Origin of the sequence: Streptomyces sp. CHD11, assembly GCF_018638295.1 — a bacterium.
Taxonomy (GTDB): domain Bacteria; phylum Actinomycetota; class Actinomycetes; order Streptomycetales; family Streptomycetaceae; genus Streptomyces.
The window spans coordinates 462,162-479,887 of the sequence record NZ_JABTTS010000009.1 but is presented as its reverse complement, the minus strand read 5'-3'; the positions used below and the strand labels follow the sequence as shown (position 1 = coordinate 479,887).

At 69.6% G+C, this 17,726-nt stretch carries 17 protein-coding genes and 1 tRNA gene; 10 read left to right on the top strand and 8 right to left on the bottom strand.

Translation table 11 applies throughout. From position 1 onward, the window contains the following. From HTV45_RS12870 to pknB, 6 genes are all read left to right on the top strand, one after another. A partial coding sequence (locus tag HTV45_RS12870) for an FHA domain-containing protein (protein ID WP_215205833.1) occupies positions 1 to 381 on the top strand: 381 nt, incomplete at its 5' end. A 10-nt stretch (positions 382 to 391) separates the two neighbouring features. Next, complete coding sequence (locus HTV45_RS12865) at positions 392 to 901, top strand: FHA domain-containing protein (RefSeq protein ID WP_215205832.1); 510 nt, start codon at positions 392 to 394, stop codon at positions 899 to 901. 141 nt (positions 902 to 1,042) lie between these two features. After that, on the top strand, positions 1,043 to 2,587 hold the full coding sequence (locus tag HTV45_RS12860) for a Stp1/IreP family PP2C-type Ser/Thr phosphatase (RefSeq protein ID WP_215205868.1): 1,545 nt from the start codon (positions 1,043 to 1,045) through the stop codon (positions 2,585 to 2,587). Between the two features lie 27 nt (positions 2,588 to 2,614). Next, on the top strand, positions 2,615 to 4,063 hold the full coding sequence (locus HTV45_RS12855; protein WP_215205831.1) for an FtsW/RodA/SpoVE family cell cycle protein: 1,449 nt from the start codon (positions 2,615 to 2,617) through the stop codon (positions 4,061 to 4,063). Beyond that, positions 4,060 to 5,535: a penicillin-binding protein 2 gene (locus HTV45_RS12850; RefSeq protein ID WP_215205830.1), complete on the top strand. Its 1,476-nt coding sequence runs from the start codon at positions 4,060 to 4,062 to the stop codon at positions 5,533 to 5,535. The genes HTV45_RS12855 and HTV45_RS12850 overlap by 4 nt, the downstream gene beginning before the upstream one ends. Positions 5,536 to 5,704: 169 nt before the next feature. Next, a complete protein-coding gene (gene pknB, locus HTV45_RS12845; RefSeq protein ID WP_215205829.1) occupies positions 5,705 to 7,696 on the top strand; it encodes a Stk1 family PASTA domain-containing Ser/Thr kinase in 1,992 nt (663 codons plus the stop codon). Positions 7,697 to 7,820: 124 nt separating this feature from the next. Here the strand turns inward: pknB and HTV45_RS12840 are convergent, their stop codons facing one another. The 5 genes from HTV45_RS12840 to HTV45_RS12820 all read right to left on the bottom strand — a co-directional run bounded on the left by HTV45_RS12840 (position 7,821) and on the right by HTV45_RS12820 (position 11,587). Further along, a complete protein-coding gene (locus tag HTV45_RS12840) occupies positions 7,821 to 8,597 on the bottom strand; it encodes a class E sortase (protein ID WP_308309511.1) in 777 nt (258 codons plus the stop codon). 13 nt (positions 8,598 to 8,610) lie between these two features. After that, positions 8,611 to 9,768: a class E sortase gene (locus HTV45_RS12835; RefSeq protein WP_215205827.1), complete on the bottom strand. Its 1,158-nt coding sequence runs from the start codon at positions 9,766 to 9,768 to the stop codon at positions 8,611 to 8,613. Further along, complete coding sequence (locus HTV45_RS12830) at positions 9,765 to 10,430, bottom strand: aminodeoxychorismate/anthranilate synthase component II (RefSeq protein WP_215205826.1); 666 nt, start codon at positions 10,428 to 10,430, stop codon at positions 9,765 to 9,767. The genes HTV45_RS12835 and HTV45_RS12830 overlap by 4 nt, the downstream gene beginning before the upstream one ends. After that, positions 10,427 to 10,588 carry a hypothetical protein gene (locus HTV45_RS12825; protein WP_215205825.1) on the bottom strand — a complete coding sequence of 54 codons (162 nt, stop codon included), beginning with the start codon at positions 10,586 to 10,588 and terminating at the stop codon, positions 10,427 to 10,429. The genes HTV45_RS12830 and HTV45_RS12825 overlap by 4 nt, the downstream gene beginning before the upstream one ends. Positions 10,589 to 10,807: 219 nt before the next feature. Next, entirely contained in the window at positions 10,808 to 11,587 is a 780-nt protein-coding gene (locus HTV45_RS12820) for a DUF881 domain-containing protein (RefSeq protein WP_215205824.1), read from the bottom strand. A 141-nt stretch (positions 11,588 to 11,728) separates the two neighbouring features. On the opposite strand from HTV45_RS12820, the gene crgA reads away from it, so the two are divergent. After that, positions 11,729 to 11,983 (top strand): cell division protein CrgA, encoded by a 255-nt coding sequence (crgA, locus tag HTV45_RS12815; protein ID WP_215205823.1) that lies wholly within the window; start codon positions 11,729 to 11,731, stop codon positions 11,981 to 11,983. Between the two features lie 278 nt (positions 11,984 to 12,261). Here the strand turns inward: crgA and HTV45_RS12810 are convergent, their stop codons facing one another. Then, the gene (locus HTV45_RS12810; protein ID WP_215205822.1) at positions 12,262 to 13,149 is read right to left on the bottom strand and encodes a rhomboid family intramembrane serine protease; all 888 of its coding nucleotides are present in this window, start codon (positions 13,147 to 13,149) and stop codon (positions 12,262 to 12,264) included. Positions 13,150 to 13,254: 105 nt separating this feature from the next. Next, entirely contained in the window at positions 13,255 to 13,782 is a 528-nt protein-coding gene (locus HTV45_RS12805) for a peptidylprolyl isomerase (RefSeq protein ID WP_215205821.1), read from the bottom strand. Between the two features lie 338 nt (positions 13,783 to 14,120). Here HTV45_RS12805 and HTV45_RS12800 point away from each other — a divergent pair, with 338 nt between their 5' ends. Further along, positions 14,121 to 14,819 (top strand): DUF5324 family protein, encoded by a 699-nt coding sequence (locus HTV45_RS12800; RefSeq protein WP_215205820.1) that lies wholly within the window; start codon positions 14,121 to 14,123, stop codon positions 14,817 to 14,819. Positions 14,820 to 14,867: 48 nt separating this feature from the next. On the opposite strand, the gene HTV45_RS12795 is transcribed toward HTV45_RS12800, so the two are convergent. Next, positions 14,868 to 14,940 (bottom strand) — tRNA-Ala (locus tag HTV45_RS12795). Positions 14,941 to 15,121: 181 nt separating this feature from the next. Between HTV45_RS12795 and HTV45_RS12790 the strand changes: the two genes are divergently transcribed. Both HTV45_RS12790 and HTV45_RS12785 read left to right on the top strand, forming a co-directional pair. Continuing rightward, on the top strand, positions 15,122 to 15,670 hold the full coding sequence (locus tag HTV45_RS12790; RefSeq protein ID WP_215205819.1) for a DNA-binding protein: 549 nt from the start codon (positions 15,122 to 15,124) through the stop codon (positions 15,668 to 15,670). 340 nt (positions 15,671 to 16,010) lie between these two features. Continuing rightward, complete coding sequence (locus HTV45_RS12785; RefSeq protein ID WP_215205818.1) at positions 16,011 to 17,696, top strand: serine/threonine-protein kinase; 1,686 nt, start codon at positions 16,011 to 16,013, stop codon at positions 17,694 to 17,696. Positions 17,697 to 17,726: the final 30 nt, after the last annotated feature.

Here is a 17,726-nt window from a genome sequence, read left to right as displayed (position 1 = left end):
GCCGCGCCGCCCCCCGGCGGCGCTCCCGGCGGGTACGGCTACCCGCAGCCGGCGGGCGGCCGGCGGCCCCCCGCCGCACCCGCGCCGGTGCCCGGCGGACGCACCCGCCACTGGATCGAGATCAACGGCACCCGCCACCAGATCTCCCGCGCCACCCTCGTCATGGGCCGCAGCACCGAAGCGGACGTACGGATCGACGACCCCGGCGTCTCCCGCCGACATTGCGAGATCCGTCCCGGTACGCCCTCTGTGATCCAGGATCTCGGATCCACCAACGGCATCGTGGTGGACGGACAGCACACCACCCGCGCTACGCTCCGCGACGGCTCGCGAATCGTCGTGGGCAGCACCACCGTTATCTATAGGCAAGCCGAAGGGTGAAGCGGGGGCAATGTCAGAGCTGACCCTCACGGTCATGCGGCTGGGCTTCCTGGCCGTACTGTGGCTGTTCGTGATCGTGGCCGTGCAGGTCATCCGGAGCGACCTGTTCGGGACGCGCGTCACCCAGCGCGGTTCCCGGCGGGAAGCGGGCCGGGCGCAGCAGGCCGCCCGCCAGGCACCACCGCCGCAGCGCCAGCAGTCCGGCGGCGGACGCCGTGGCCGTAACACCCCCACCAAGCTGGTCGTGTCCGAGGGCACCCTCACCGGCACCACTGTCGCCCTCCAGGGCCAGACCATCACCCTGGGCCGGGCGCACGACAGCACGATCGTGCTGGACGACGACTACGCCTCCAGCCGCCATGCCAGGATCTACCCGGACCGCGACGGCCAGTGGATCGTCGAGGACCTGGGCTCCACCAACGGCACCTACCTGGACCGGACCCGGCTGACGACCCCCACACCGATTTCGCTGGGCGCACCGATCCGCATCGGGAAGACCGTCATCGAGCTGCGGAAGTAGTGCTACACCAATGAATGAGTGCGAGCGGAGCGAGCACGCAGTGGGGGTCCCCTCCCAGGGCCCCGGCGCGCTCCCGACCGGAGGGTGGGCAGTGTGGCTCGACACGACCGGCTGTATCCGGAGCCGACGGGCGAGGTGCGCATGAGTCTGTCACTGCGCTTCGCCGCCGGATCGCACAAAGGGATGATCCGGGAGGGCAACGAGGACTCCGGTTACGCCGGCCCCCGCCTGCTCGCCATCGCCGACGGCATGGGCGGCGCCGCGGCCGGTGAGGTCGCCTCCTCCGAGGCGATCTCCACCATCGTCGCGCTCGACGACGACGTCCCCGGTTCCGACCTGCTGACCTCCCTCGGCACGGCCGTCCAGCGGGCCAACGACCAACTGCGCATGATGGTCGAGGAGGATCCCCAGCTCGAGGGCATGGGCACCACCCTGACCGCCCTGCTGTGGACCGGTCAGCGCCTGGGCATGGTGCACGTCGGCGACTCCCGCGCGTACCTCCTGCGTGACGGCGTCCTCACCCAGATCACCCAGGACCACACCTGGGTGCAGCGTCTGGTCGACGAGGGCCGGATCACCGAGGAGGAGGCCACCACCCACCCGCAGCGCTCCCTGCTCATGCGGGCCCTCGGCAGCGGTGAGCACGTCGAACCCGACCTGTCGATCCGTGAGGTCCGGGCCGGCGACCGGTATCTGATCTGCTCCGACGGTCTGTCCGGCGTGGTCTCCCACCAGACCCTCGAGGACACCCTGGCGAGCTACCAGGGCCCCGAGGAGACCGTCCAGAACCTGATCGAACTGGCGCTGCGCGGCGGCGGCCCCGACAACATCACCGTGATCGTCGCCGACGTCCTCGACCTGGACACCGGGGACACCCTCGCCGGGCAGCTCTCCGACACCCCGGTCGTGGTCGGCGCCGTCGCCGAGAACCAGAACCAGCTCCACGACAACGGCATCATGCAGACCCCGGCCGGCCGGGCCTCCGGCCTCGGCCGCCGGCGCGGCGGGGGCGGGGGCGGCGGCGAGTTCGGCCCGCCCGGCAGCGGCGACGTCACCGGCTTTATCCCCACCGACGGCTTCGACTACGGCGACGACGACTTCGTCAAACCCGCCAGGAACCGCCGGTGGCTCAAGAGGTCCGTGTACGGCCTGCTCGCGCTCGCCGTCCTCGGCGGCGCCGTGTACGGCGGCTGGCGCTGGACGCAGACGCAGTACTACGTCGGCACCAAGGGCGAACACGTCGCGCTCTACCGGGGCATCAGCCAGGACCTGGCCTGGGTCTCGCTGTCGGAGGTCGAGAAGGACCACCCCGAGATCGAACTCAAGTACCTGCCGCCCTACCAGCGGGAGCTGGTCGAGGCGACCATCGCCGAAGGCGACCTGTACGGCGCCCGGAAGAAGATCGAAGAGCTGTCGGTACAGGCCTCCGCGTGCCAGAAGCAGGCGGAACGGCGCGCCGCCGAGGCCGAGAAGAACGCCAAGACCGGCGAGGGCGAGGCCGGAGGCACCACGGGAACCAGCCCCGTCTCCTTCACGTCCAAGGCATCACCTTCGCCGAATCCCTCGGGCTCGGCGAAGGACCCGGATGATTCCACGCCCCCGTCCACGACCGCACCCACTTCCAGCCCCGGCCCCAGCCTCTCGGAGGAGGAGCAGAAGGTCGTCTCGCTGTGCGGTAAGCAGTAGGCAAGCCGTGAGAGGCCCTGTCACACGATGAGCAGTACTACGAACCCGTCGACGCAGCACACGTCCACGATCGGCGCGATCGGCGCACCCAGCCGGCGCAACACCGAGCTCGCCCTGCTGGTGTTCGCCGTCGTCATCCCGGTCTTCGCCTACGCCAACGTGGGGCTCGCCCTCGACGACCAGGTGCCCGCCGGGCTGCTGAGCTACGGTCTGGGCCTCGGTCTGATGGCCGGCGTCGGCCATCTCACCGTACGGAAGTTCGCCCCGTACGCGGATCCGCTGCTGCTGCCGCTGTCGACCCTGCTCAACGGCCTCGGACTGGTCGCCATCTGGCGTCTGGACCAGTCGGACCGGCTTCAGGCGAGCAGCACGTTCGTCGAGGCGGCACCGCGCCAGCTGCTGTACTCCGCGCTCGGCGTCGCCCTCTTCGTGGCCGTGCTGTTCTTCCTGAAGGACCACCGCGTCCTGCAGCGCTACACCTACATCTCCATGGCCGGAGCGCTGGTCCTGCTGCTCCTGCCGCTGGTTCCGGGCCTCGGGCACAATGTCTTCGGCGCCAAGATCTGGATCAAGATCCCCGGACTGGGCACCCTGCAGCCGGGCGAGTTCGCCAAGATCGTCCTCGCGGTCTTCTTCGCGGGATACCTGATGGTCAAACGTGACGCGCTGGCCCTCGCCAGCCGCCGCTTCATGGGGCTCTACCTGCCCCGCGGGCGGGATCTCGGCCCGATCATCGTGGTCTGGATCATCTCCATCCTGATCCTGGTCTTCGAAACCGACCTCGGTACCTCGCTGCTGTTCTTCGGCATGTTCGTGATCATGCTGTACGTCGCCACCGAGCGGACCAGCTGGATCGTGTTCGGTCTGCTGATGTCCGCGGTCGGCGCCGTCGGTGTGGCCAGCTTCGAGCCGCACATCCAGACGCGTGTGCAGGCCTGGCTCGACCCGATGCGCGAGTTCGAGCTCAGCCGCGCCGGGGTTCAGGACGGCATCGTCCACTCCGAGCAGGCCATGCAGGCACTGTGGGCCTTCGGCTCCGGCGGCACCCTCGGCACGGGCCTCGGCCAGGGCAACTCCGACCTCATCGGCTTCGCCGCCAACTCCGACTTCATCCTCGCCACCTTCGGCGAGGAGATCGGCCTGGCCGGCGTCATGGCGCTGATCCTGCTCTACGCGCTGATCGTGGAGCGGGGCGTACGCACCGCCCTCGCCGCCCGTGACCCGTTCGGCAAACTGCTCGCCATCGGCCTGTCCGGCGCCTTCGCGCTCCAGGTCTTCGTCGTCGCCGGCGGCGTCATGGGCCTGATCCCGCTGACCGGTATGACGATGCCCTTCCTGGCGTACGGAGGCTCCTCCGTCATCGCCAACTGGGCGCTGGTCGGCATCCTGCTCAGAATCAGCGACACCGCCCGCCGCCCGGCGCCCGCTCCCGCCGCCAATCCCGACGCCGAGATGACCCAGGTGGTCCACCCGTGAACAAGCCCCTGCGCCGGGTCGCGATCTTCTGCGGCCTGCTCGTCCTCGCCCTGCTCGTCCGCAACAACTGGATCCAGTACGCCCAGGCCGACAAACTGAGGAACGACGAGAACAACCGCCGCGTGGCGATCGAACGGTACGCCTCACCGCGCGGCGACATCATCGTCGACGGCGAGCCCATCACCGGGCACAAGGCCACCGACGGCGACTTCGCGTACAAGCGCACCTACAAGGACGGCGCCATGTGGGCGCCCGTCACCGGCTTCGTCTCCCAGGCCTTCGGCGCCAACCAGCTGGAGTCCATCGAGGACGGCATCCTCACCGGCAACGACGACCGCCTCTTCTTCCGCAACACGCTCGACATGCTGACGGGCAAGAACAAGGAGGGCGGCAACGTCGTCACCACCCTCAACGGCGCCGCGCAGAAGGCCGCCTACGAGGGCCTGAAGAAGCAGGGCGGCAAGGGTTCCGTCGTCGCCCTCGAGCCGTCCACCGGCAAGATCCTCGCCCTGGCCTCCTTCCCGTCGTACGACCCGTCCACCATCGCCGGCAACAGCCTCGACACGGACACCAAGGCGTGGGAGAAGCTGCAGAAGAAGAACAACCCCGACGACCCGATGCTCAACCGCGCGCTGCGCGAGGTCTACCCACCCGGATCGACCTTCAAGGTCGTCACCGCGGCCGCCGCCCTGGAGCACGGGCTGGTCGACGACGCGGACGAGAAGACCGACACCCCGCTGCCGTGGGTCATGACGGGCACCACGACCGAGCTGAAGAACGACGGCGACCTGCCCTGCAAGGACGCCACCCTGCGTGAGGCGCTGCGGGTGTCCTGCAACACCGTCTTCGGCAAGGCGGGCGCCGACCTCGGCAACGACAAGATGCTGGAGACGGCCAAGAAGTTCGGGTTCACCGAGGAGCAGTTCGTCCCGGTCCGCGCCAGCGCCTCCGTGTTCTCCGAGGGCATGGAGCCCTCGCAGGTCGCGCTCTCCTCCATCGGCCAGTTCAACACCGCCACCACCCCCCTGCAGATGGCCATGGTCACCGCCGCCGTCGCCAACAACGGCACCCTGATGAAGCCGTACATGGTCGACGAACTCCAGGCCCCGAGCCTGGACACCGTCGAGAAGACCGACCCGGAGAAGCTGAGCGAGCCGATGTCGGCGCAGAACGCCCAGATCCTCCAGTCGATGATGGAGACGGTCGTCAACGACGGCACCGGCAAGAACGCGCAGATCGACGGGGTCACGGTCGGCGGCAAGACGGGCACGGCCCAGCACGGTGAGAACAACAGCAAGAACCCCTACGCCTGGTTCATCTCCTACGCCAAGAACAGCGACGGCCAATCACCGGTGGCCGTCGCGGTCGTCATCGAGGACGACGACGCCGTACGTGGCGACATCTCCGGCGGCGGCCTCGCGGCCCCCATCGCCAAGAGCGTGATGGAGGCGGTCGTCAAGGGCAAGCAGTGACCCCGGTCACGTCCGCCGCGCATCGGTGCACTTGGCGGTACCGGTCCTGTCACGGCTGACTCACTTGGCCAGGTCACACAAAGCGATCCGGGTACGGTATGCCCGGACGGCAGCCTCCGGCGGCACGGTATGTGCCGCCGGGATCGACGGAGAGGGCTGGTAGGTAGCTATGGAAGAGCCGCGTCGCCTCGGCGGCCGGTACGAACTGGGCCATGTGCTCGGCCGCGGCGGCATGGCGGAGGTCTACCTCGCCCATGACACCCGCCTCGGCCGCACCGTGGCGGTGAAGACGCTGCGCGCGGACCTCGCGCGCGACCCGTCCTTCCAGGCCCGGTTCCGCCGGGAGGCCCAGTCGGCCGCCTCGCTCAACCATCCCGCGATCGTGGCGGTCTACGACACGGGCGAGGACTACATCGACGGGGTCTCCATCCCGTACATCGTCATGGAGTACGTCGACGGCTCCACGCTCCGCGAGCTCCTGCACAGTGGCCGCAAGCTGCTGCCGGAGCGGACGCTGGAGATGACCATCGGCATCCTCCAGGCGCTGGAGTACTCCCACCGGGCCGGCATCGTCCACCGTGACATCAAGCCCGCCAACGTCATGCTGACGCGCAACGGCCAGGTCAAGGTCATGGACTTCGGCATCGCCCGCGCGATGGGCGACTCCGGCATGACGATGACGCAGACCTCCGCCGTCATCGGCACCGCGCAGTACCTCTCGCCCGAGCAGGCCAAGGGCGAGCAGGTGGACGCGCGGTCCGACCTGTACTCCGGCGGCTGCCTGCTGTACGAGCTGCTGACCGTCCGCCCGCCCTTCGTGGGCGACTCCCCGGTCGCCGTCGCCTACCAGCACGTCCGGGAAGAGCCGCAGCCGCCGAGCGTCTTCGACCCCGAGATCACGCCCGAGATGGACGCGATCGTCCTGAAGGCGCTGGTCAAGGACCCCGACTACCGGTATCAGTCGGCCGACGAGATGCGCGCCGACATCGAGGCCTGCCTCGACGGCCAGCCCGTCGCGGCGACCGCGGCCATGGGCGCGGTCGGCTACGGCGGTTACCCGGACGACCAGCCGACGACGGCCCTGCGCCAGGGCGTCGACCCCGGTGCCTCGACCTCGATGCTGCCGCCCATGAACCCCGACGACGGCGGCTACGGGTACGACGACCGGCAGAGCCGGCGCCGCCAGCCGAAGAAGAACAACACCTCGACGATATTGCTGGTCGTGGCGGGTGTCCTGGTCCTCATCGGCGCGATCCTGATCGGCCGCTGGGCCATCACTGGCAGCGGCGGCGTGGGCAACGGCACCGTCGCGGCCCCCAGCTTCGTCGGCGAGACGAAACAGAGCGCGCAACAGCTCGCCGACAACGCCGATGTGAAGGTCAGCTTCGAGGAGAAGCCCTGCGAGGACCAGACCGCGGGGAAGATCTGCTCACAGGACCCGACGGCCGGCACGACGGTCGACAAGGAGGACACCATCAGCCTGGTGGTCTCCACGGGCGCGCCCAAGGTGGCGGTGCCGAGCGTCGTCGGTGACCAGGTCGAGGACGCCAAGGCCGAACTCGAGAGCGAGAAGTACGAGTTCGTCGTCGAGGTCGAGGAGAAGGTGGACGCCCAGGAGCCGGGCACCGTCCTCGAGCAGGACCCGGGTCTCGGCGAAGAGGTGGAGAAGGGCACCACCGTCACCCTCACCGTCGCCAAGGAGGAGGCCAAGTCCACGGTCCCGGACGTCACCAACCGGAGCTGTGACGACGCCAAGGCCCAGATGACGGCCAACGACCTCGTCGGCAACTGCACCGAGGAGGAGGTCGACGACCCGAACCAGGTCGGCAAGGTCCTGCGCACCACCCCGTCGGCGAACACCCAGGTCGACAAGAACTCCCAGGTCACGATCGTCGTCGGCAAGGCCAAGCAGAACGAGAAGGTCAACGTGCCGAACGTCAACGGCCAGACGCTCGGGGACGCCCAGCGGATGCTCCAGGAGGCCGGGCTCGCGGTCGGCAACGTCGGCCCGGCGCAGGACCCGAACTCCCGCGTCATCGCCTCCGACCCGGGCCAGGGCAACCCGGTCGACAAGGGCACGGCTGTCAACCTGGTCACCGTGGACCAGGGAGGCAACAACGGAGGGAACGGCGGCTTCTTCGGCGGCTCCCAGGGCGGCTGAGCCGCGGGCCCCGTACGGCACACGACAGGAGCCCCGGCCCTCTTCACCAGAGGGCCGGGGCTCCTGCCTTCACGGGATGTCCGCGGGTGGTCCGGCGCCGTGTCCCCGCCGTGTCCCCGCCGTCTCAGCGCAGTTCCGCCGGCGGGGTACGGTCCTCGTCCACCTTCTCCGTACGGACCAGTTCGCCCCAGACGACGTAGCGGTACTTGCTGGTGTACACCGGGGTGCAGGTCGTCAGCGTGATGTAGTGACCGGCCTTCTTCCTGCCGGACTCCTCCGGGATCCTGCCGAGGACGCCGACGTTGTACTTCGAGGTCTCCGGGAGGACGGCGTAGGTCTTGTAGACGTACCACCTGTCCTTCGTCTCGAAGACGATCGGGTCGCCCTTCCCGATCTTGTGGATGCCGTGGAACTTCGCGCCGTGGCCGTCCCGGTGGGCCGCCAGGGAGAAGTTGCCCTTCTTCCCGGAGGTCGGCAGGACCGCCTTCACGGGGTCGGTGTAGTAGCCGGCGACGCCGTCGTTGAGGACCTTCATCGAGGTGCCCTTCTCGACGAGGATCTCGTCACCGGTCATCGCGGGCACATGGAGGAAGCCGATGCCGTTCCTGCTGTCGTAGGAGGCGGGGCCACCGCCGGCACCGGCGCCGTCCTCCTCACCCTGCCCCTGTGCCCAGGAGTCACGGACCTTGTCCGCCTGCCGGTCCGCCGCCCGGTCGGCGACCACGTTCGTCCACCACAGCGAGTAGGCGACGAACAGGCCGAGCAGCACGCCCGCGGTGATGAGGAGTTCCCCGAAGAAGCTGACGGCCATCGCCACCGGCCCCATACGGCGGCGCGCCCGCGGCGGCGGGGACGCGGGCGGGTCGGAGTGCTGTGCGGTGTCGTCGGCGGTCGCTGCCACGTTTCCTCTGCCCTTAACTGACGAGCGCATCCGGCTTGCCCTTGCTGCGCGGCCGTTCCTCGATCATCTTGCCCCAGACGATCATGCGGTACTTGCTGGTGAACTCCGGAGTGCACGTGGTCAGCGTGATGTAGCGGCCCGGACCGGTGAAGCCCGATCCCTTCGGGACCGGATCGAGGACGCTCACATTGCTCGGCGACGTCACCGGCAGTATGGACGCCATCTTGTAGACGAAGTACTCGCCCTGGGTCTCCACGACGATCGGGTCCCCGGGCTCCAGCCGGTTGATGTACCGGAAGGGCTCCCCGTGCGTGTTCCGGTGCCCCGCGAGTCCGAAGTTGCCGGCCTTCGCGTCCGGCATCGCCGTCTTCAGCGCGCCCTCCGCGTAGTGACCCACCATGCCCCGGTCGAGCACCTTCTTGCTGTCGATGCCCTCCGCGATCGGCACCACCACGTCCAGCTTGGGAATGTGCAGCAGCGCGAAGCCCTGCCCCGGCTCGAACGCCCCCGGCTTGCGCTCGCCGTTCGCCCAGTCCCTCTGGAGGTCGCTGGCCTCCTGGCCGGCCTGTGCCTGTGCCCGGATGTTCGTCCACCACAGCTGGTAGGTGACGAACAGCAGCATCAGCACACCGCAGGAGATGAACACCTCGCCAATGGCCCGGCTCGCGACGACCGCCGGACTCGCCTTGCGCGCCCGCGCCTGCCGGCGCGCCTCCACCCGGGACAGCGGCGCCCGGGACTCCCCCTCATCGGCCCACGAGGGGCCCTGGCGGCCTCCGGGGCCGCCAGCGGCCCCGGAGCCCTCCGAGGCCTTGTGCGACCCCCCACGCCGCCCCTGACGCTTCCTGGCGGCCTTCCTGCGGGCCGCCCGTCCGCCGTCGGCCGCGGAGTCCTCACGCGGCGTACGGGCCGGCGGCGGCTCGGGGATGCGCAGCGCCACGGTCTCCTCGTCGACCGGCGGCAGGTACACGGTGCTGTCGGGCGCGTCCCCGTAGGAGCCGTGCGCCGCCGGGCTGTCGGGGGCGCCCCCATAGGAGCCGGGTGCCGCCGTGCTGTCGTACCAGCCGTCCCCGTACGCACCCGGCACCCCGTACGGCTGCCCGCCGTACGGGGTGCCCTGGTCGCCGGCGCCGTAGGCACCGGACTCGCGCTCGGGGCGCAGCGCGGTCACGCCGTGGACCTGCCCACCACCGGGGCGAGCCCCGTCGATCTCGCGACCGCGCTCTCGTCCCCGCACTCCGCCAGCCAGTTGGCCAGCATCCGGTGACCGTGCTCGGTCAGCACCGACTCGGGATGGAACTGCACACCCTCGACCAGCAGTTCCCGGTGCCTCAGTCCCATCACCGTGCCGTCCGCCGTCCGGGCCGTGACCTCCAGTGCCGCCGGTACCGTGGCCGGCTCGGCGGCCAGCGAGTGATAGCGGGTGGCCGTGAACGGGGAGGGCAGACCGGTGAAGACGCCCTTGCCCTCGTGCACCACCGGTGAGGTCTTGCCGTGCAGCAACTCGGGCGCGCGGTCCACCACCCCGCCGTACGCCACCTGTATCGACTGCATGCCGAGACAGACGCCGAAGACCGGCACCCCGGCCGACGCGCAGTGCCGCACCATGTCCACGCAGACGCCGGCCTCCTCGGGAGTCCCGGGGCCGGGTGACAGCAGCACGCCGTCGAACCCTCCCCCGCTCCCCGGGCGGGAGGCCGCCCCCGTGGCGTGTTCCGTCGACACCTCGTCGTTGCGCAGGACCTCGCACTCGGCGCCCAGCTGGTACAGGTACTGAACCAGGTTGAAGACGAAGCTGTCGTAGTTGTCGACGACGAGAATGCGCGCGCTCACTGGTTGTCCACCGTCACATCGTTGAAGGGCAGCAGCGGCTCGGCCCACGGAAAGACGTACTGGAAGAGGACGTAGACCACGGCGACGACCAGCACCAGTGAGATGAGAGCCCGCACCGGTCCATTGCCCGGCAGATGCCGCCAGATCCAGCTGTACATGCCGTCCCTTCCGTCGTACCACGGCACCAGACCCACGCCGTACGCCAACAGACTAACGGCGCAACCCCTCCGTTTTCCCGGCCTCCGGAGGCTGCGCGACGTCCGGCCGGGCCCGACCGTGTGTACCCACATGTACGCGGCGCGGAGCCGATCGCCTCGATGTCCGGGCAGGTTCCACGTGAAACATCGCGGCAGGGGGCGATCACCCCCATACGGCTGCTACTCGACGGGCTTCGCGTAGTGCAGGTCGACCGTGCCCGTGTAGCCGGGCAGCGTCACCGTGCCCTCGTCCTCGACCTTCCAGCCGAGCCCGTAGACGTTGACGTACACCATGTAGTTCTGGATCGCGGGCGCTTCCGTGAGCGCCTTCCTCAGCTTCTCCGGATCCCCGACCGCGGTGATCTTGTACGGGGGTGAGTAGACGCGCCCCTGGAGGATCAGGGTGTTCCCGACGCACCGCACCGCGCTGGTGGAGATCAGCCGCTGGTCCATGACCTTGATGCCCTCGGCGCCGCCCTGCCACATCGCGTTGACCACTGCCTGGAGATCCTGCTGGTGGATGACCAGATAGTCGGGCTGCGGCTCGGGGTAACCGGGCAGCTTGGCGGTGGCGTCCGGCGGGGCGTCGTTCAGGGTGACCGTGATCGCCTCGCCCTTGAGCTTCCGCGTGCCGGCGCGCCCCTCCAGGGCGGCGAGCCGGTCGTCCTCCGCCTCGGTGCTGCCGTCGTCACGCTCGGCGAGGGATTCGATGTCCTCGCGCAACGCGCCGTTGGACTCGTCGAGCTCGCCGTTCTTGAGACTGCGCTCGTGGATCAGGTCGGAGAGCTTCAGCAGTGAGGCGTCGGTGCGGATGTTGGTGCCCTTGGCCGTGTCGAAGCTGATGAAGAAGATGAGTCCAGCCAGGGCGAAGACGCCCGCGGTCAGGATCCGCACCGGCCGGAAACGGTGCCCGCGGGCGGGAGTGGATTCCGGTCCGGGGAAGTCGGCAGAATTGCTCAACGTACCCTTATCTCCTTCGGCGCCGCGGAAGCACTACGCTAACGGACGCCCGGGGAAGCGCTCAGAGTCCCCTTGTACGCTGCTCCGAGCCCGACCCAGTTCCCTGCGCGGCCACGCAGCGCATCGACAGGAGAGACCCTCGTGCCGAAGTCACGTATCCGCAAGAAGGCCGACTACACGCCGCCGCCGGCCAAGCAGACGACCGCGATCAAGCTGACCAACCGCTCCTGGGTCGCCCCGGTGATGCTGGCCCTGTTCCTCATCGGCCTGGCCTGGATCGTCGTCTTCTATGTCACCGACGGCTCGCTGCCCATCGACGCCCTGGGCAACTGGAACATCGTGGTGGGCTTCGGCTTCATCGCCGCCGGATTCGGCGTCTCGACCCAGTGGAAGTGAGGCTCACCGCACGGTGAGCGCTGCCTGCCCAGAGCCGTCCATCAGCTCTGGGCAGGGTTGTCCCCTGAGTTATCCACAGACCTTGTCCACATGTGGACAGTCAACTCGATCTGTGGATAACCCACTGGAGGTTGACGCCGGTGTGACAGAAACACCGGCAACCGAATGCATGTTCGCACGCGGCTTGACCTGCACCAATGCGGGTCGCACGCCCGGTCGGCAGAGCTCCCCGCACCCTATGCACAAGATCCGCCACCGTCTGTGGACAACCACGGAACTCAGGTGAGCTGCGCGGTCCTCAGCAGGATCATCACGACGACCACGGCAAGCACCAACGCACAGGTGCCGTACTGCACCAGCGCCCGCCGCTCCCGCGGCGCATGGACCATGGCGTACCCGATCACGACACCGGCGACGAACCCTCCCAGGTGGGCCTGCCAGGCGATGTTGCTCCAGCCGATGGTGATGATCCCGTTGATGACCAGCAGGGCGATGATCGGCCGCATGTCCTGGTTGAGCCGGCGCATCAGTACGGCGATCGCGCCGAAGAGTCCGAAGATCGCGCCGGACGCGCCGAGCGAGGCCGTAGTGCCCGAGGCCAGTACATAGGTCAGCGCACTGCCCGCGAGGCCCGAGACCAGATAGAGCGCGAGGAAGCGGGCGCGGCCGAGAGCCTCCTCCAGCGGTCCGCCGAGCCACCACAGACCGAGCATGTTGAAGGCGATGTGCCAGATCTCCTCGTGCGCGAACATCGAGGTGACCAGGCGGTACCACTCGCCCGTCGCCACACCCTCCGTAGGCAGGAACGGCGCCGGCGGCCACTCACCGATCAGATACAGATCACGCACCAGCGACGACTGAATCTGCACGGCGACGAAGACCGCCAGATTGACCGCGAGGAGGATCTTGGTCAGCAGCCTGGGGTCGGCGGCGACCGTTCCCCCCGCGATGGTGCGAGGCATGGAGGCCGAGGGCGAGTGCCCCGTACCCGAACCTCCACGGACGCACTCCGGGCACTGGAACCCGACCGAGGCGTCGACCATGCACTCCGGGCAGATCGGCCGCTCGCACCGGGTGCAGCGGACACCGGTCTCACGGTCCGGATGGCGGTAGCAGACAGGAACGCGCGGGGCGTCCTGCGCCCTCCCGTCAGCCTGGTCGTCCATGGGATCCCCTAGGTCGTGTGGAAAAGCCCCGCCCCGCCCATCCTTACGGATGAGCGGGGCGATTGGTTCCCTACGAGGGCTTTCGCACTCCGGGGGACGAGGTGCTCAGCCCTCGCGGATCTCGACCGACTCGATCACCACGTCGTTCAGCGGACGGTCGGTGCGCGGGTTGGTCTGCGTGGCCGCGATGGTGTCGATGATCTTCTGGCTCGCGGCGTCGGCGACCTCACCGAAGATGGTGTGCTTGCGGTTCAGCCACGCCGTCGGGGAGACGGTGACGAAGAACTGCGAGCCGTTCGTGCCCGGTCCCGCGTTGGCCATCGCCAGCAGGTAGGGCTTGTCGAAGCGGAGGTCCGGGTGGAACTCGTCCTCGAACTGGTAGCCGGGACCGCCGGTGCCGTTGCCCAGCGGGTCTCCGCCCTGGATCATAAAACCGCTGATCACCCGGTGGAAGACCGTGCCGTCGTAGAGCCTGTCCGTGGTCTTCTTGCCGGTCTGGGGGTGGGTCCACTCCCGCTCGCCCTTGGCGAGCTCGACGAAGTTCTTGACCGTGATCGGCGCGTGGTTCGGGAAGAGCCGGACCTCGATGTCGCCGTGATTGGTCTTCAGGGTGGCGTGGAGCTGCTCAGCCACGATGTGCCTTCCGTTGTCTTTCCGTGACGCCCTGATCCTCGCACGGACGGGGCATCCAGTCGCCCGGCCTCCGACGACAGACGGGCAACCGGGCCGTTCCGGTGCGGAAAAACAGGCCCGGTACTCCCGCGGCGGGGGCACCGGGCGACGATCCGTGCCATGGTCGACGACAAGCTCCCGTTGCCCGGATTCATCCGCGATCGCACTCGATACCGCATTCGATCACTGCCACCGGCACCCGTATGCCCGTCCGCGCATGCCTCGGAGCGAACCGGCAGGCATGATCCGTAAAAGGGTGGAAAGTCGAAATACCGTACGCCACCGAGGAGGAGGAACCCGTGACCCGCATCGACAGCGTGCGCGCCGCGACCGGTTCGGCGAAGGACAGCGTGCTGCACGCCGCGGAAGCGGTGGCGCCCTACGCCGACACGGCCAAGGTCAGGGCCGCGCACTACGCACAGGAGGCGCGCGTACGGCTGGCGCCCAAGGTGACGCAGGCCGCCGGACAAGCCCGCGTCCAGTACGGCGCCCATGTGCAGCCCTACCTGGAACAGGCCCGGACCCATGTACCGCCGAAGGTCGACCAGGCCGCCCATCAGGCGGCCGTCCGCACGCGCACGGCCGCCCGACAGGCGGCGGACTACTCCCGGCCGGTGATCGAGCAGGCGGTGGCGGTCGCCGGCCCTGCGCGGGAGGAGGCCGCGGCCCGCAGTGCCGCCGCGCTCGCCGCCCTGCGGGGTCAGGTGTCGGCCCAGCAGATCCAGAAGCTCGTCCGCAAGCAGCAGCGCAGGGCGAAGGCGGGCCGTGCCGCGAGGATGGCGCTGATCATGAGCGCCGTCGCAGGCGGTGCCTACGCCGCCTGGAAGTGGTGGGACAAGCAGGCCAACCCCGACTGGCTGGTGGAACCGCCGGCCGCGACGGATGTGCCGGACTCTGCCCGGCTGACGTCCGTGGACGGCAGCGACCTGGGCGCACTCGACCCGGAGGTCGAGGCCAAGGAGGCCGCGGAGGAAGCCGCCAAGCGCGACGAGACCTGACGGGCAGGACCGCCGACGGGGGGGGGGGGGGGGGGGGGGCCCTTTCGGTGGAGCCTAGGGGAGTCGAACCCCTGACATCTGCCATGCAAAGACAGCGCTCTACCAACTGAGCTAAGGCCCCGAAGCGAAGCGTCCACCTGGAAGAACACTTCTCGGTGGCTGCCCGGGACAAGAGTACCGGGTTCCCCCGGGGGTTCCGCAAAAAGATTGGGGGTCCCCGTGACCAACCACTCTCCGTAAGATGCTCGACGTGGTTCGCTTCAGCGAACCACGGGTTCATGGGGAAGCGATGGGGAGACGCAATGGACGCCGCACAGCAGGAAGCCACCGCCAGAGCGCGGGAACTGCAGCGGAATTGGTACGGGGAGCCGCTGGGGGCGCTCTTCCGTAGGCTCATAGACGACCTGGGCCTCAATCAGGCTCGTCTGGCGGGGGTCCTGGGACTGTCCGCGCCGATGCTGTCGCAGCTGATGAGCGGCCAGCGGGCGAAGATCGGAAATCCCGCGGTGGTCCAGCGGGTGCAGCTGCTGCAGGACCTGGCGGGGCAGGTCGCCGACGGCAGCGTCAGCGCGGCCGAGGCGACCGAGCGCATGGAGGAGATCAGGAAGTCTCAGGGGGGTTCGGTGCTCAGTAACACCACGCAGACCACGAGCAGTTCGGGGGCGCCCACGGTCAAGCGGGTGGTCCGTGAGATCCAGTCCCTGCTGCGCTCGGTGTCGGCCGCCGGCGACATCATCGACGCCGCCGACACCCTCGCTCCCACCCACCCCGAACTGGCGGAATTCCTGCGGGTCTACGGCGCCGGCCGCACCTCCGACGCCGTCACGCATTACCAGTCCCACCAGAACTGATCTCCTGTCCGGCAGGCCGGGGAGGGCTCGGCCGCCGGAGTCGCTCCGGAGAACCAGAGGTCCGGAGGTCCCGAGGTCCGGAGGTCCGGAGGTCCGGAGGTCCGGAGATCCAGAGGTCCGGAGATCCAGAGGTCCGGGCAACGAGGGAGGTCCGGGCCAGGGGGCAGGTGCGGGCCAGGGGGCAGGTGCGGGCAACAGGGGCAGGCTCTGTGCGCGCGGGCCACCCGGACCGCGGGGGACGTCTCGCTCGGGACGGAGAGAAGGCGGGACGGGGGAGTCGTATCGCCCGCCGAAGGGGATGGTCAGGGGGACACCGCAGGGGGAGGAGCGACGTACAGCCATGGGTGAGGTCTTCGCAGGCCGTTACGAACTGGTCGATCCGATCGGACGCGGGGGTGTCGGCGCCGTCTGGCGCGCCTGGGACCACCGCCGCCGCCGCTATGTGGCCGCCAAGGTCCTGCTGCAGAGCGACGCCCATTCACTGCTCCGTTTCGTCCGCGAGCAGGCCCTGCGGATCGATCACCCCCATGTCCTCGCTCCCACCAGTTGGGCCGCCGACGACGACAAGGTCCTGTTCACCATGGACCTGGTCACCGGAGGTTCCCTGGTCCATCTGGTCGGCGACTACGGCCCCCTGCCTCCTGCGTTCGTCTGCACCCTGCTCGACCAGCTGCTGGCGGGGCTGGCCGCGGTGCACGCGGAAGACGTCGTGCACCGGGACGTCAAACCCGCCAATGTGCTGCTGGAGGCCACCGGCACGGGCAGGCCACGGCTGCGGCTTTCCGACTTCGGCATCGCCATGCGGCTGGGCGAGCCACGGCTGACCGAGACCAATCTGGTGGTGGGCACCCCGGGTTATCTCGCGCCGGAGCAACTGATGGGCTCCGAACCGGACTTCCCCGCCGACCTGTTCGCCACGGGCCTCGTCGCGCTGTATCTGCTGGAGGGCGCCAGACCGGACGCCAAGGCCCTCATCCAGTACTTCGCCGAGCACGGCACGCCCGGAGCCCCTCAGAGCGTCCCTGAGCCGCTGTGGCAGGTCGTGGCCTCGCTGCTCCAGCCGGATCCGCAGGCGCGGTTCCGCACGGCCACGGGGGCACGCAAGGCTCTCGCCGCAGCCGCGGAACTGCTGCCGGAGCCCGGCCCCGACGACGAACTGATCGAGATCTTCGACCAAGTCGGCCCGCTGCCCCCGGGCTTCGCCGCGGACGGCCCGCTGACCAGGGTCTCGGCTCCGCGGCCGGGCCACAGTGGTACGTCCGCGCCCGCGCAGGAGCACGGCCCCGGGAAGGGCGTCCTGTCCGATGACGGCGAGGACGGGTCCCCGCGCGGCGCGCCCCCACGACCGGACGACTACGGGTCTCTCTCCGGCCGGGGCACGGACACCTCGGACCCACCCGACGGTCCCCGGGCCGGCTCCGTGCCCGCCCGGACGGGCACGGCAGGGGGGACAGGAACCGGACCCGGTGCCCCCGGTCCGGACCACACGACGGGCGCGGGCGACGGCTCCGAACCCACCGATCCGCGTCGCGGCGCCGTTTCCCCCACGGCGCCGCCCGGACCCCCCCGACACCCACCCGGCATGTCCGACACGGGCAGCTTCCCTCTCCCCCCGCCCCGGAGCACGGCCCTCCCCTCCTCTTCGTCCTCCCCCGTGCCCGCCCCGCGGCCCCCCGCACACGCCCCGCAGAACCCGGAACAGGCCCTGTACGGCACACCGCACCAGGCGCCCGATGACCCCGCCCCCTCCGGCTCCCATGCCTCCCCTCACGACCACACGCATCCGCTGCGCTCCCTCCTCGCACGGCCGGCCACGCGTCCCGAGGCCTCTACTGCTGAATACACCGCCCGGGTCCCGCAGGTTCCACCTCCGGCCGGGCCGATCCCACAGCACGGCGCCACCGCCCCCCGGTCCCACCGCCGGCGCAGCCGTCGGCCCGGCCCTCCGGCGAAGGTGGCCGTCCCCGTCCTGCTGCTCGCCCTGGCCTGTTACGCCGTGGGGTTCTGGGCCCTCACCCAGATCTGAACCACGGCAGCCCCGCCGACCGCACGCACA

What these genes read in the sequence shown, in the direction of transcription:
- HTV45_RS12865 (WP_215205832.1), top strand. Translation starts at nt 392, where the DNA reads ATGTCAGAGCTGACCCTCACGGTCATGCGGCTGGGCTTCCTGGCCGTA.
- HTV45_RS12785 (WP_215205818.1), top strand. Translation starts at nt 16,011, where the DNA reads ATGGGTGAGGTCTTCGCAGGCCGTTACGAACTGGTCGATCCGATCGGA.
- HTV45_RS12825 (WP_215205825.1), bottom strand. Translation starts at nt 10,588, where the DNA reads ATGTACAGCTGGATCTGGCGGCATCTGCCGGGCAATGGACCGGTGCGG.
- pknB (WP_215205829.1), top strand. Translation starts at nt 5,705, where the DNA reads ATGGAAGAGCCGCGTCGCCTCGGCGGCCGGTACGAACTGGGCCATGTG.
- HTV45_RS12860 (WP_215205868.1), top strand. Translation starts at nt 1,043, where the DNA reads ATGAGTCTGTCACTGCGCTTCGCCGCCGGATCGCACAAAGGGATGATC.
- HTV45_RS12855 (WP_215205831.1), top strand. Translation starts at nt 2,615, where the DNA reads ATGAGCAGTACTACGAACCCGTCGACGCAGCACACGTCCACGATCGGC.
- HTV45_RS12810 (WP_215205822.1), bottom strand. Translation starts at nt 13,149, where the DNA reads ATGGACGACCAGGCTGACGGGAGGGCGCAGGACGCCCCGCGCGTTCCT.
- HTV45_RS12790 (WP_215205819.1), top strand. Translation starts at nt 15,122, where the DNA reads ATGGACGCCGCACAGCAGGAAGCCACCGCCAGAGCGCGGGAACTGCAG.